The 12,493-nt window shown below is 72.6% G+C and carries 10 protein-coding genes; 3 read left to right on the top strand and 7 right to left on the bottom strand.

Annotated elements, in window-relative coordinates:
• Positions 1-185 precede the first annotated feature (185 nt).
• Positions 186-863, bottom strand: a complete 678-nt coding sequence (gene trhA / locus F4558_RS26075) for a PAQR family membrane homeostasis protein TrhA (RefSeq protein ID WP_053651868.1) — start codon at positions 861-863, stop codon at positions 186-188.
• Positions 864-971: 108 nt separating this feature from the next.
• On the opposite strand from trhA, the gene F4558_RS26070 reads away from it, so the two are divergent.
• Genes F4558_RS26070 through F4558_RS26060 form a run of 3 tightly spaced genes read left to right on the top strand, consistent with a single transcriptional unit; the run spans position 972 to position 3,314 of the window.
• Positions 972-1,721, top strand: a complete 750-nt coding sequence (locus F4558_RS26070) for a 5-oxoprolinase subunit B family protein (protein ID WP_167946342.1) — start codon at positions 972-974, stop codon at positions 1,719-1,721.
• Positions 1,718-2,581 (top strand): 5-oxoprolinase subunit C family protein, encoded by an 864-nt coding sequence (locus F4558_RS26065; protein WP_167946340.1) that lies wholly within the window; start codon positions 1,718-1,720, stop codon positions 2,579-2,581. The genes F4558_RS26070 and F4558_RS26065 overlap by 4 nt, the downstream gene beginning before the upstream one ends.
• On the top strand, positions 2,565-3,314 hold the full coding sequence (locus F4558_RS26060; protein ID WP_053651874.1) for a LamB/YcsF family protein: 750 nt from the start codon (positions 2,565-2,567) through the stop codon (positions 3,312-3,314). The genes F4558_RS26065 and F4558_RS26060 overlap by 17 nt, the downstream gene beginning before the upstream one ends.
• A gap of 69 nt (positions 3,315-3,383) precedes the next feature.
• Here the strand turns inward: F4558_RS26060 and F4558_RS26055 are convergent, their stop codons facing one another.
• The 6 genes from F4558_RS26055 to pdhA form a co-directional block, all read right to left on the bottom strand.
• Positions 3,384-5,216 (bottom strand): NHL domain-containing thioredoxin family protein, encoded by a 1,833-nt coding sequence (locus F4558_RS26055; RefSeq protein WP_167946338.1) that lies wholly within the window; start codon positions 5,214-5,216, stop codon positions 3,384-3,386.
• A 120-nt stretch (positions 5,217-5,336) separates the two neighbouring features.
• Positions 5,337-8,000: an LppU/SCO3897 family protein gene (locus F4558_RS26050; RefSeq protein ID WP_167946336.1), complete on the bottom strand. Its 2,664-nt coding sequence runs from the start codon at positions 7,998-8,000 to the stop codon at positions 5,337-5,339.
• Between the two features lie 341 nt (positions 8,001-8,341).
• Complete coding sequence (locus F4558_RS26045; RefSeq protein ID WP_167946334.1) at positions 8,342-8,479, bottom strand: hypothetical protein; 138 nt, start codon at positions 8,477-8,479, stop codon at positions 8,342-8,344.
• A 222-nt stretch (positions 8,480-8,701) separates the two neighbouring features.
• Complete coding sequence (locus F4558_RS26040; RefSeq protein WP_167947665.1) at positions 8,702-10,198, bottom strand: dihydrolipoamide acetyltransferase family protein; 1,497 nt, start codon at positions 10,196-10,198, stop codon at positions 8,702-8,704.
• A 5-nt stretch (positions 10,199-10,203) separates the two neighbouring features.
• Positions 10,204-11,193: an alpha-ketoacid dehydrogenase subunit beta gene (locus tag F4558_RS26035; protein WP_053651882.1), complete on the bottom strand. Its 990-nt coding sequence runs from the start codon at positions 11,191-11,193 to the stop codon at positions 10,204-10,206.
• Positions 11,193-12,371, bottom strand: coding sequence for a pyruvate dehydrogenase (acetyl-transferring) E1 component subunit alpha (gene pdhA / locus F4558_RS26030; RefSeq protein ID WP_167946332.1), 1,179 nt, complete (start codon positions 12,369-12,371; stop codon positions 11,193-11,195). The genes F4558_RS26035 and pdhA overlap by 1 nt, the downstream gene beginning before the upstream one ends.
• Positions 12,372-12,493: the final 122 nt, after the last annotated feature.

Below are 12,493 nucleotides of genomic sequence, written 5' to 3'. Positions count from 1 at the left end.
GGTCCCGCAGCGTCGCGGGGCCCCGGCTCGCGTGTGTGCGCCCTAAGTCCGCAGATCAGGCGCCGATGCAGGTGATCGACTCGCCTTCCTGCAAATCGCGGTGTCCCACCGCGTCGGATACCCCGATTTCAAGGGACCCGAGTCGACCGTGACCGAGCTGCGCCTCGCGCCGGCCCGCTCGTGGGTCAGGCGAACAGCGCGAAGTAGATCGCGATGTGGTGGCACAGCGCCGCGAGCAGCGTGCAGGCGTGGAAGAACTCGTGGTGGCCGAAGACGCTGGGCCACGGGTTGGGGCGGCGCAGCGCGTAGAAGACCGCGCCGACGCTGTACATGACGCCGCCGACGATCAGCAGCACCAGCGCGGTGACGCCGCCGCCGCGCAGGATCTCGGGAAGCATGGCCACCGCCACCCAGCCGAGCGCCAGGTAGAGCGGCGCGGAGACCCAGCGCGGTGCGTGCGGCCAGGCCATCTTGACCGCCACGCCGGCCAGCGCGCCACCCCAGACCAGGGACAGCATCACGGTCGCCTGTCGCGGTTCGAGCAGCATGACGCAGAGCGGCGTGTACGTCCCCGCGATGAACACGAAGATCATCGAGTGGTCCATCCGGCGCATCAGTTGGTAGCCGCGCTCCGACCACACGCGACGGTGGTAGAGCGCGCTGGTGCCGAAGAGGCCGCAGACCGTCAGGCTGTAGATGACGCAGCTCACCAGCGGCGCCCACCCTGGTCGGGTGGCGGCGATCGAGCAGAGCACGATGCCGCTGGCAACGGCGACGAAGAAGGCGTACGTGTGCAGCCAGCCGCGCATCCGGGGTTTGCCGATGTCGACCGGCTTCAGGCGAAGCGGGGCGGAGGTGGTCACCAGATCAGGTTACGCCACCGTAGGTTACCTGCAAGTAGTAACGCTCGGTGACGCCAGGCACCGTCCCGATGAATTCCTCCCCGGCAGGGCGTCGGCGAGGATGGGCCGATGCGGATCCGACCCGTCGGGGAACACGCCCTGCTGCTCGATTGCACCGCCCCGGCCCTCCCGCCCGCCCCTGTCCCCGCCGCAGCCCTCGGGGAAGCAACTCTCGTGGAGGCATGGCGGGCCGAGTTGTGGCGTCGCCGCGAGCAGGGCGACCTGGATGCCGTCGAGATCGTGCCGGCGGCCAGCACCCTCCTGCTCGACGGCCTGCGCGACCCCGCAGCCACGGCCGCCCTGCTGGCCAGGTGGGCGCCAACGGTCGCCGCCACGGCCAGCACCGCCACGGCCAGCACCGCCACGGCCAGCACCGCCACGGATCGGCCCAGCGGCGACCAGCCCGGCGGAGACCGGCCCGACGGCGACCCGTCCGGTGGTGCCGAGGTTGTCGTTCCGGTCGAGTTCGACGGGCCGGACCTGGCCGTCGTCGCCGAACAGTGGTCGGTCGACGTGCCGACAGTGCTGCGCCGCCTGACCGGCACCCGGTTCCGGGTGGCCTTCTGCGGCTTCGCTCCCGGGTTTCCCTACCTGACCGGGCTCCCCGCCGAACTGGCGCTGCCCCGGCTGTCCACCCCCCGTCCCCGGGTTCCGGCCGGCTCCGTGGCTCTCGCCGGCCCGTACGCCGGTATCTACCCGAGCGCGTCCCCCGGCGGTTGGCTGCTCGTCGGCCGGACCGACCTGACCCTCTTCGACGTGCACGACGACCCGCCGGCCCGGCTCAGCCCCGGCACCTCGGTCCGGCTGGCGGCGGCATGACCCACATCACCGAGATCGAGGTGCTCCGGGCCGGCGCACTCACCACCGTGCAGGACCTGGGTCGGCCGGGCTGGGCGCACCTCGGCGTACCCCGCTCCGGTGCTCTCGACCCGACCGCCCTGCGGCTCGCCAACCGGCTGGTCGGCAACCCCGAGGAGGCCGCCGGCCTGGAGATCACCCTGACCGGCTGCGCGGTGCGGCTGACTCGGGCCACCACCGTGGCGATCATCGGTGCCGAGGTTGCCGTCCGTGCCGGAGAGCGCCCCGGCGACACCGGACGCCCCCTCAGCCTGCCGGCGGGAACGGTGCTGACGATCGGGCCGGCCCGTCGGGGCGTACGGAGTTGGCTGGCCGTGGCGGGCGGGATCGACGTGCCAGCGGTGCTGGGCAGCCGGGCCACCGACACCCTCTCCGGACTCGGTCCCGCCCCGCTGCGCGACGGCGACCGGCTGCCCGTTGGCGTGCCGCTCGGGGAGCCCGCACCCGTGGACGTGACAGTCGGTCCGGCACCCGCGCCGGAGCTGCACCTGACAGTGCGCCTCGGCCCACGCGACGACTGGTTCACCCCCGCCGCGGTCGACCGGCTGCTCGGAACCGCGTACACAGTGAGCCCGGTCAGCAACCGGGTGGGCGCGCGACTGGCCGGCGCACCGCTGCCCCGCGCGGTCGCCGGCGAACTGCCCAGCGAGGGCATCGTGCTCGGCGCGGTGCAGGTGCCGCCCGACGGCCAACCCCTGATCTTCCTCGCCGACCATCCGACCACCGGCGGATACCCGGTCATCGGGGTGGTCACCGACGTGACCCCGCTCGCGCAGGCCCGGCCAGGTACTACCGTCAGATTCCATGGACCTCAACGCTGACCTGGGCGAAGGATTCGGCATCTGGCGGCTCGGCGACGACGACGCCCTACTGGGCCTCGTGACCTCCGCCAACGTCGCCTGCGGCTTCCACGGCGGCGATCCGTCCACCATGCGGCGGGTCTGCGAGGTCGCGGCACGGCACGGCGTGGCAGTGGGCGCGCAGGTCGGCTACCGGGACCTGGCCGGCTTCGGCCGGCGGCGCATCGCGTACGACTTCGCCGAACTGCGCGACGAGGTGACCTATCAGCTGGGGGCGCTCGACGCGTTCTGCCGGATCTTCCGCACCCGCGTCCGCTACCTCAAGCCACACGGCGCGCTGTACCACGCGGCGGCCACCGACGAATCCCAGGCCGCGGCCGTGGTCGCCGCGATCTGCGGCTACGACCCCGAACTGCCCGTCCTCTGCATGCCCGGCTCGGTGCTCGCCCAGCTCGCTGTCGGCGCGGGTCTGCCGGTGGTAGCCGAGGCGTTCGCCGACCGCGGCTACCTGCCCAACGGGTCGCTGGTGCCTCGCGGCACCCCCGGCGCGGTGATCAACGATCCGGAGGAGGTGGCCGCCCGGGTCGTACGGATGGCCACCGAACGCACCGTCGTGGCTGTCGACGGCACAGTCATCCCCTGCGCGATGGAGTCGATCTGCGTACACGGCGACACGCCGGGCGCGGTCTCCGCCACCGAACTCGTCCGGGCCGCCCTGATCGACGCGGGAATCCCGCTAGCCCCGTTCGCGTGAAAGGAAGGGCACCTTGTTATCGGATTTTGCATAACAAGGGGCCCTTCCTAACAGCTAGCCGTCGAGCAGCTAGGCGTCCAGGCCGCGCAGCACCAGCGGCAGCCGGGTCGCGGCGCCGTCGACCACCCGGACCGGTACGCCCCAGTCCTGCCGGGTCAGGTGGCAGGCCGCGTGCTCGACGTCCGCGTCGCACGTCGCCGCCTGCGCGGTCACCTGCAACACCCCGGCGGCGACCTCGCCGTTGAGCACCAGTCGGCGGGACAGTTCCGTGCCCGTGCCGCCACCGTCCAACAGCAGTTCCGGCGGGGACGCGGAGACCACCAGCCGGGTCGACGGCCCGTACGTCTCGTCGAGCTTCTGCCCCGGCGCGGGAGTGAAGACGATGTCGAGGGTGACAGCTCCTGCCGCGACATCGGTCGGCTTGCGTTCGGTGCGGTGCCGGGGCCCGTCGACGGTGCTCGCGCCGGCCGCCGACAGCGCACCCGGGGCCAACCGGGTCAGCCGGTGCCCGGCGGACTCCACCACAAGCACCTCACCGGCCGGGGTGAGCACGAGGTCGCTCGGCTCGGCCAGCCCGTCGGCGACCGTTGACACCTGGGACGTGGCCGGGTCGAAGCGGCGCACGGCACCGTTGTACGTGTCGGCGATCAGCACCGAGCCGTCCGGCAGCGCGCACACCCCGAGCGGGTGCTGGAGCAACGCCGACTCCGCCGGCCCGTCCACGTGGCCGAAGTCGAACAGGCCCTGCCCGACGGCGGTGCCCAGCACCCCGTTCTCGACGTACCGGACCGCGCTGGTCTCGCTGTCGGCGATCCACAAGCGGGCACCGTCGGCCGACACGGAGAGCCCTGACGGCTGCGCCATCCACGCCTCGGTCAGCGGGCCGTCGCGCAGCGCCTCGACTGTGGTGCCCGCGTACATGCCGGCGGTCCGCTTGATCGGGTCGAACCACCAGAGCTGGTGGATGCCGGCCATCGCAATGATCAACTTGTCGTCGTACCAGGCCAGGTCCCACGGGGAGGACAGATCCACGGCGAGCGCGTCGTGCGCGTGGTCGTCGACCGAGGCGCGCCACTGCCGGCCGCTGCCGGCCACGGTGACCACCTCACCGGACGCCAGCCGTACGCCGCGCAGCAGGTGGTTGACCGTGTCGGCCACCACCAGGTCGTAGCCGGCCACCTCGGCGACGTGCCGGGGCAGGAGGCAGAGCCCCTGCGGCTCGGAGAAGGTCGCCGCGCCGGCCGGCCCGTCGGCCCTGCCCCTGTCGCCCGAGCCGACCCGGCGGACCAGCGTCTCGCCGTCCGGGGCCAACTCGACCAGGGAGTGCCGCGCCGAGTCGGAGACCAGCAGGTTGCCGCCGTCCAGCAGCACCGCCTTGCCCGGGAAGCGCAGCGTCGTCTCCGGCGCCGGCGGCGGGACGTACGGGCCGTCGCCCCGGTGCAGGGTGCCCTTGGCCTCGTGGGTGGCGATCAGTTCGTCGATGAGGCGGGCCAACCCTTCGGCGTGTCCCTCGCCGGCCATGGTGGCCACCACGTAACCCTCGGGATCGATCACCGACAGCGTCGGCCAGGCCCGTGCGGCGTACTGCTGCCACATGTCCAGCTCGGGGTCGTCGAGGACGGGGTGATGCACCCCGTACCGCTCCACGGCGGCGGCCAGGGCGTCGGCGTCCTTCTCGTGTTCGAACTTCGGCGAGTGCACGCCGATCACCACGAGTACGTCGCCGTACTTCTCCTCCAGCGGCCGCAGCTCGTCGAGCACGTGCAGGCAGTTGATGCAGCAGAACGTCCAGAAATCAGCAAGGACGATCTTGCCGCGCAGGTCGGCGAGCTTGAGATCGCGTCCACCGGTGTTCAGCCAGCCCCGACCGCGCAGTTCGGGGGCCCGTACTCGTGCGCTCATGTCTTCATGGTGCCTGACCACCGGCACCCCGCAGGCCAGCGGGGGCGATTCGGGGCAACCAGCCGGGGACGAACGACGGCGGCGGGGCCACGGTTGCCCGTGACCCCGCCGTCCGTCGGTCTACTTCGTGGCCGGCTTGAGGCAGAGCACTCGGTTGGCGCCGTCACCGGGCAGCACCACGTGGGGCTGGGCCGGGTCGGCGCACTTGTCCTTCGTGTCCACCTTGGACACGATCGTGAAGGCGTCCGCCTCGCCGCAGTCCACCGCCGACGCGGCCTGGCCGGCCTGCTTCACGCAGGTGCCGACCGCCGGGTCGAAGGCAGGCGAGTTGTCGTTGCCGCCGAACTTGCCCAGCAGCATCAGCAGGCCGAGCGGCACCGCCAGGATGAGCACCGCCGCGACCAGCACCGCAGCGAGCACCCGCCCGTTGCGGACCTTCGGCGTCGGCGGCTCCGCTTTGGGCTCGTCGGCGTCCGGCTTGAACGCGTCGAACCGACCCTGGTCCGATCCGCCGTCCGCCTGGCCCCAGGCGGGCGCGGACTGCTGCGGCGGTGCCGGGAAGGCAGGGAACTGCGCACCCGGCGCAGGCTCGGTGGTCGGCCCACCGCCAAAACCCTGCCCGCCGAAGCCGGAGGCGCCGTTGACCGCGGCGCTGCCGGTGGCCGCCCCCGGACCACCGAAGCGGTCACCCGGGCGCTCGGTGCCGGACTGCGGCTTGACCCCGTTCACCGGCCGGTTGGTGCCGGGAGCGTCGACGAAGGACGGAACCCCCGGCGGGAAGGCCGGTGGCGCGGCGGCGGCCGAAGGAGACTCGCCGAAACCGCCGGGCGCCGACGAGCGGTCCCGGTCGTCGAAGCGCTGCTCGGACGGCGGCTCGCCGCCCCATCCGGGGAAACCCGATCGCTCCGGAGGGTTCTGCCAGTCCGGTGGGGACTGACGCTCCGGACCGCTCTGCCAGTCCGGGGCGCTCGGCCGGTCGGAGTCGTTGCGCCAGTCGGGCGTGCTCGGGCGCTCGGAGCCCGGGTCGGCCTGGAACGCCTCCGGCGCCGACTGGTCCGGCTCGTTCTCCGGCTCGGCCTGGGCCGGGCGGCCGTACACCCGGGGCTGTGGCGCGGACGTGCTGGCCGGTCGCATGGCCTGGTCCGCCGGTGGCATCACCCGACTCGCCAGGGGCACCGAGGCGCTCGCCGTGGCACGGGCCGCCGCGCCGCCCGCCGATCCGGCGTCCGACACCGGTACGGCGGCACGACCCGCTCCGGCCTCGGGAGAGGTACGCGGAGCGGGAACCATGGCACCAGCGGCGGGAGCATCCTCGGCGCGACCCCACCCGGCCGGCTCCGCGTCGTACTGCGCGGCGGCGTCCGGGGTGTCGCGCTCGGCGTACGCCGGCTGCTCGGGGATCGGCGGGTACTGGGCCGGGGGCGCGTAGTCGGCCGGCGGGGCGGCAGCCAGGCTCGCACCTGGCACGCGCTGCTCCTGCGGCGGCAGGGGGACCGCGTTGGCCGGTGAGATCCCCGGCGCCGGGGCGGGCTGGTAGACCGGCGCGTCGTCGCCCCGGCCACCGCGGGACTGCGCGGAGGCTTCCGCCTCGGCGCGACCCCACACCTCACCCGGCGCCCACGGCTGGACCTGCGGGACAGCGGCACCGCCCTGCGCGGCGTTGCCCGGGTCGGCGGCGGCCCAGCCGGGCGTCGCGTCGTTGCCGGGCACACTGACGCTGGCTCGGGCGGCCGGAGGGCTGGCCTGCTCCGCCTGTTGCCAACCCGCCGGTTCCTGCCGCTCGGCCGGCTGACCCTGGGCCGAGAGCACCCAGTCGGGCTGTTGCTGACGACCTTCGGCGCCACCCCAGGCCGCCGGCTGTGCCGGCTCGTCCTGGCGTACGTCGGTGCCGTCGCCCCATCCACCCGGCTGCGCCTGTTGTTGCTGCTGTGCCGCCCATCCGCCGGAGCGGGCCGGGTCGTCCTGACCGGGCCAGTTGGTCGTCGGCGGTTGGGCCGCGCCACGGGCGCCTGCCGGCTCGGCCTGCCCCCAGGCGGGGGCCGGCTGCTCGGCCTGCTCGGTGGGCTGACCCCAGGTCTGGGGCGTCTGCTCGGCCGGCGTCCACACCGGCTGGTCGTCTCGGCCAGCGGCGGCACCCACGGCCCAGCCGCCGGAACCGGACTGGTCGTCCTGCTGCGCGCTGCCTCCGGACCAACCGGCGGGCTGCCCGGGCTGGGCGCCGCGCCAGTCGCCGGCGGGCGGGCTGGCCTGCGCGGCACCGCCCCAGCCGCCGGAACCGGACGCGTCGTCCGGCGGGGTCTCGGTGCTCCAGCCGCCGGAGCGGGCCGGGTCTTCCTGGGCTGGCCAGGCGGTCGTGGCCGGCACCTGCGCGGCACCTCGCGCGGCAGGCTGGGCCGGCGCCCACTCGGGCTGCTCGGGCGCGCTCGCGGGTGCGGCCTGCTCGGGTGGTGTCCAGCCCTGCTGCGGAGCCGTCCACTGGGCGGGCTGCCCCTGCTCGGGGGCGCCACCGCCGGTGGCCCAGGCGGGCTGTGCGGGGTCGCTGGACTGTGGAGCGGCGGCGGCACCCCAGGCGGGGTTCGCCTGCTGCTCGGGGGACTGGGTCGCCCACGCGGGTGCGGGCGGGTTGGGCCGCGCTGGTGGCGGCGGCGCCCAGCCCAGATCGGGGCCGGCTGCGTTGTAGCCGTTGTCCGGCTGCGCCGGGCGGTCGCCGTACGGCGCCGGTCCGGCGCCCTGTGACACCTCGTCCGGCTCCTGGCCGGGGCGGTGCGGGCCCTCGGACGTCATGGGTGCGCCTCCTCCATCACATGTCGGCCGCCGGCACCGATCGGTCTCCTCGGCATGGCAGCCGGCGTCACCGGCGTACCGCCGTGCCGGCTCCCCGCACGGTATCCGGTGCCCGCACGAGGTGTCCAAGGAGCACCTGTCGTCACTCCGCGTTGCCGGTCGGTGTCGAGCAGCTTCTATCGGACCGGCGTCGGCAGTGCCGGCCGGCGGCGACCGAAGCCCACGGTACCGGGCGCTGCGGCAGGGCGGAATCCCGGTCCAGGTAGTGGTGGAACGCCGATGGCCCACCCGGAACCGGGTGGGCCATCGATCTGGAGGAGGGTGCGGAATGTCGTGGAGCGTCAGCTCACGTGACGCTGGGCGATGACGAGGAGTTCGTCACGAACCGACGGCGAGTTGGCCGAACGCAGCGCGTGCTCGATGGCACGGGCGCGGCGGGTGGCGACGCGGTGGTTGCGGATTCGCTCGATCATGCTCATTGGTGGGTCCCCCTGGCTTATTCGATTGTCGGCCCCTGATGCGTCTATTTAACCGCATGCCGAGGCGGAAATCCATCGATTGTTAGGTGAGCTGAGACACCTGCCTAACGATCGAAGGCGGAGTGGGCACCTGGCCGACTGTTTCGTCGCTCAACGGACACGGCCGGTGTGCCGGGCGTTAACCCGTGGCACACCGGCCGTGTGGCCTGGCGTTCGAACCTGTCAGGTCCAGGCGAGCAGCGCCGCCTCCGGATCGGTGAGGAAGTCGCCCACGTCGCGCAGGAACTTCGAGCCCAACTCACCGTCGATGATCCGGTGGTCGAAGCTCAGCCCCAGAGTGGTGACCTGACGCGCCTTGACCTTGCCCTTGTGCACCCAGGGCATCTCCCGTACGGCGCCGAAGGCCAGGATCGCCGACTCGCCCGGAGGCAGGATCGGCGTACCTGTGTCCACCCCGAACACGCCGACGTTGGTGATGGTCAGGGTGCCGCCGGACATGGCCGCCGGCGAGGTGCGGCCGGACTTCGCCGTCTGCACCAGCTCGTTCAGCGCGTCCGCCAACTCGCGGAGCGAGAGCCGGCCGGCGTCCTTCACGTTCGGCACGATCAGGCCGCGCTCGGTGGCCGCCGCGATACCGAGGTTGACGTACTCCTTGACCACGATCTCGTCGCCGGCCCAGGTCGAGTTGACCATCGGGTGCCGCTGCACGGCCAGCAGCACGGCCTTCGCCACGAGCAACAACGGCGAGACCCGTACGTCGCGCCACTCCCGCCGGCCACGCAGCCGGTCCAGCGCCTTCATGGCCCGGGTCACGTCGACGGTCAGGAACTCCGTCACGTGCGGGGCCGTGAACGCCGAGCGGGACATGTTCTCGGCGGTGAGCTTGCGTACCCCCTTGACCGGGATGCGCTGCTCGCGGTCGGCGCCGAAGCTCGCGGCGCTCGTCGCCACCGACGTGACGGCAACCGGCTCGGCGGCCGTGGTGGCACCGCTCGCCGCCTGCTGTACGTCCTCCCGGGTGATCGAGCCGAGCGGCCCCGAACCCGTGAGCGCGCGCAGGTCGACGCCAAGGTCCTTGGCGAGCTTGCGCACCGGAGGCTTGGCAAGCACAAGCCCGCCGCCACTCACCTCATCGCGTCGATCATGGACTTGTGGTGCCGGAATCATGGGGATGGCAGCGGGTTTGTCCCCCACCACAACTCCATGATCGACTGCGGCGGAGGTGAGGGCCGGGGCCGGGGCCGGGGTGGGGGGCAGGGCTTTGCGGGGGCGGCGTTTTGCTGTTGTCGTTCGGGGGCCGTAGCCGACCAGGACCGCCGTGCGTCCGCCCGGGGCGGGGCCGCCGATCAGGCCGGGTTCGACCATGCCCTCCGCCGGCGCCACCTCGACCGCGGCCAGGGAGGCCGCCGACGGGGTGGGCAGGTCGCCCGTGGGGGTCGCCGTGGTCGACGGCGCCTCCAGCGGGCCCGCGCCCGGGTCGGTGTCGATCGCGATGATCGGGCTGCCGACCTCGACAGTGGTGCCCTCCGGGTGGAAGATCGCCTGCACCTGCCCGGCCCACTTCGCCGGGATTTCCACCGCGGCCTTGGCGGTTTCGACCTCGACGATCGGCTGGTTCAGCTCGATGGTGTCGCCGACCTTGACGAGCCAGGTCAGGATCTCGCCCTCGGTCAACCCCTCACCCAGGTCGGGCAGGTTGAATTCCTTGATCCGGGACATGGCGCTCACCAACCGAACGTGCGGTCGACGGCGTCGAGCACCCGGTCCAGGTCGGGCAGGAACTCCTCCTCTACCCGGGCCGCCGGGTAGGGGATGTCGAAGCCCGTGACCCGCAGCACCGGCGACTCCAGGGAGTAGAAGCACTCCTCGGTGATCCGGGCTGCCAACTCGGCGCCGAGGCCGATGTTCGACGGCGCCTCGTGCACCACCACCGCGCGGCCGGTGCGCTTCACCGACTCGTACGCGGCCGTCAGGTCCAGCGGGGACAGTGACCGCAGGTCGATTACCTCAAGCTCCCGGCCGTCCTCGGCGGCGACGGTCGCCGCCTCCAGGCACGTCCGCACCATCGGCCCGTAGGCCAGCACTGTCACGTCGCTGCCGGGCCGCACCACGCGGGCCGAGTGCAGGGGGTACGCCTCGGACAGCGGCGCGTCCAGGTCGACCTGGCCCTTCTCCCAGTAGCGCCGCTTGGGCTCCAGGAAGACGATCGGGTCGTCCGAGGCGACAGCCTGCTGGATCATCACGTACGCGTCCTGCGGGTTGGAGCAGGACACCACCTTCAGGCCGGCGGTGTGCGCGAAGTACGCCTCCGGCGACTCGGAGTGGTGCTCGACAGCGCCGATGCCGCCGCCGAACGGAATGCGGATGACCATGGGGATGCTGAGCTTGCCGCGCGAGCGGTAGTGCATCTTTGCCACCTGCGACACGATCTGGTCGTACGCGGGGTAGACGAAGCCGTCGAACTGGATCTCGCAGATCGGCCGGTAGCCACGGATGGCCAGGCCGACGGCGGTGCCGATGATGCCCGACTCGGCGAGCGGGGTGTCGATCACCCGCTGGTCGCCGAAGTCCTTCTGGAGCCCGTCGGTGATCCGGAAGACGCCGCCGAGCTTGCCGACGTCCTCGCCCATGATGATGACCTTGGGGTCGTTCTCCAGGGCGCGGCGCAGACCGGTGTTGAGGGCCTTTCCGAGGGTGAGCGTCTCCGTGGCCATCAGTGTGCGCTCCCCTCGAACGACTCCATGTAGCGGCTGAACTGCGCACGCTGCTCGTCCAGCAGCGGAGACCCGTTGGGGTAGACGTGGTCGAACATCGTCACCGGCTCCGGGTTGGGCATGGCCAGCACCCGCTCGCGCAGGTGCACCGACTCGCGGCGGGCCTGCTCGTCGACCTCGGTGAAGAAGGCGGCGTCGGCGATCTGCTGCTTCTCCAGGAACGCCCGTACCCGGGCGATCGGGTCCTTGGCCTGCCACGCCTCGACCTCGCTGGCGATCCGGTAACGCGTCGGGTCGTCGGAGGTGGTGTGCGCGCCCATCCGGTAGGTGTACGCCTCGATCAGGCTCGGACCCTGCCCGTGCCGGGCGTTGTCCAGCGCCGTGCGGGTGACCGCGTACGTGGCGAGCACGTCGTTGCCGTCCACCCGGATGCCGGGGAAGCCGAAGCCGGCGGCCCGCTGGTAGAGGGGGATGCGGGTCTGCCGCTCCAGCGGCTCGGAGATCGCGTACTGGTTGTTCTGGCAGAAGAAGACCATCGGCGCGTTGAACACGCCGGCCCAGACGAACGCCTCGTTGACGTCACCCTGGCTGGTGGCCCCGTCGCCGAAGTAGGCGATCACTGCTTCGCCGTCCTCGGTGCCGGTCTTGCCGTCCATGGTGATGCCCATGGCGTAACCGGTGGCGTGCAGGGTCTGCGCCCCGATCACGATCGTGTACATGTTGAACTTGAACTCGTTCGGGTCCCAGCCGCCCTGGTCGACGCCGCGGAACAGGCCGAGCGGCATGATCGGGTCGATGCCCCGGCAGTAGAGGACGCCGTGCTCCCGGTAGGTCGGGAAGGCCATGTCCTGCGTACGCAGAGCTCGCCCGGAGCCGACCTGGGCCGCCTCCTGGCCGAGCAGGCTGGCCCAGATGCCCAGCTCGCCCTGCCGCTGCAACGCGGTGGCCTCGGCGTCCAGCTTGCGGACCAGCACCAGGTCGCGGTAGAGCCCGCGGTACTCCTCGTCGGTGAAGTCGACGCGGTACTCGATGCCGTCCGGCCCGATGACGCTGTCGATCCGTTCGCCTTCGGGGGTGAGCAGTTGTACCAGGTCCGGATCGCCGGCCGCGCGCTTCTTGGAGCGGGGTGCAGCCCGCCTGCCGCGGGTGGGGGTACCCCCGGGGTCGCCCTTTGCCATCGGTGTCTCCCTGTCGTGTCTGCGGCGGCACCGGGGGGTCACCCGGCCGCGCAACTCGTGCGCCTGCCCGGCTGCTGCCGGGCCGGTTCCTGGCGGCCGCGCCTAGCCCCGGTGGGGGTTGC

This window comes from Micromonospora profundi (assembly GCF_011927785.1).
Classification (GTDB): Bacteria; Actinomycetota; Actinomycetes; order Mycobacteriales; family Micromonosporaceae; genus Micromonospora; species Micromonospora profundi.
This window is presented reverse-complemented; position numbering and strand designations above follow the sequence as displayed.

Bases quoted from the DNA above. Each gene is read 5' to 3' on its own strand.
- F4558_RS26050 (WP_167946336.1), bottom strand. From the start codon at position 8,000: ATGACGTCCGAGGGCCCGCACCGCCCCGGCCAGGAGCCGGACGAGGTG.
- pdhA (WP_167946332.1), bottom strand. From the start codon at position 12,371: ATGGCAAAGGGCGACCCCGGGGGTACCCCCACCCGCGGCAGGCGGGCT.
- F4558_RS26060 (WP_053651874.1), top strand. From the start codon at position 2,565: ATGGACCTCAACGCTGACCTGGGCGAAGGATTCGGCATCTGGCGGCTC.
- F4558_RS26045 (WP_167946334.1), bottom strand. From the start codon at position 8,479: ATGAGCATGATCGAGCGAATCCGCAACCACCGCGTCGCCACCCGCCGC.
- F4558_RS26065 (WP_167946340.1), top strand. From the start codon at position 1,718: ATGACCCACATCACCGAGATCGAGGTGCTCCGGGCCGGCGCACTCACC.
- F4558_RS26070 (WP_167946342.1), top strand. From the start codon at position 972: ATGCGGATCCGACCCGTCGGGGAACACGCCCTGCTGCTCGATTGCACC.
- F4558_RS26040 (WP_167947665.1), bottom strand. From the start codon at position 10,198: ATGTCCCGGATCAAGGAATTCAACCTGCCCGACCTGGGTGAGGGGTTG.
- F4558_RS26035 (WP_053651882.1), bottom strand. From the start codon at position 11,193: ATGGCCACGGAGACGCTCACCCTCGGAAAGGCCCTCAACACCGGTCTG.
- F4558_RS26055 (WP_167946338.1), bottom strand. From the start codon at position 5,216: ATGAGCGCACGAGTACGGGCCCCCGAACTGCGCGGTCGGGGCTGGCTG.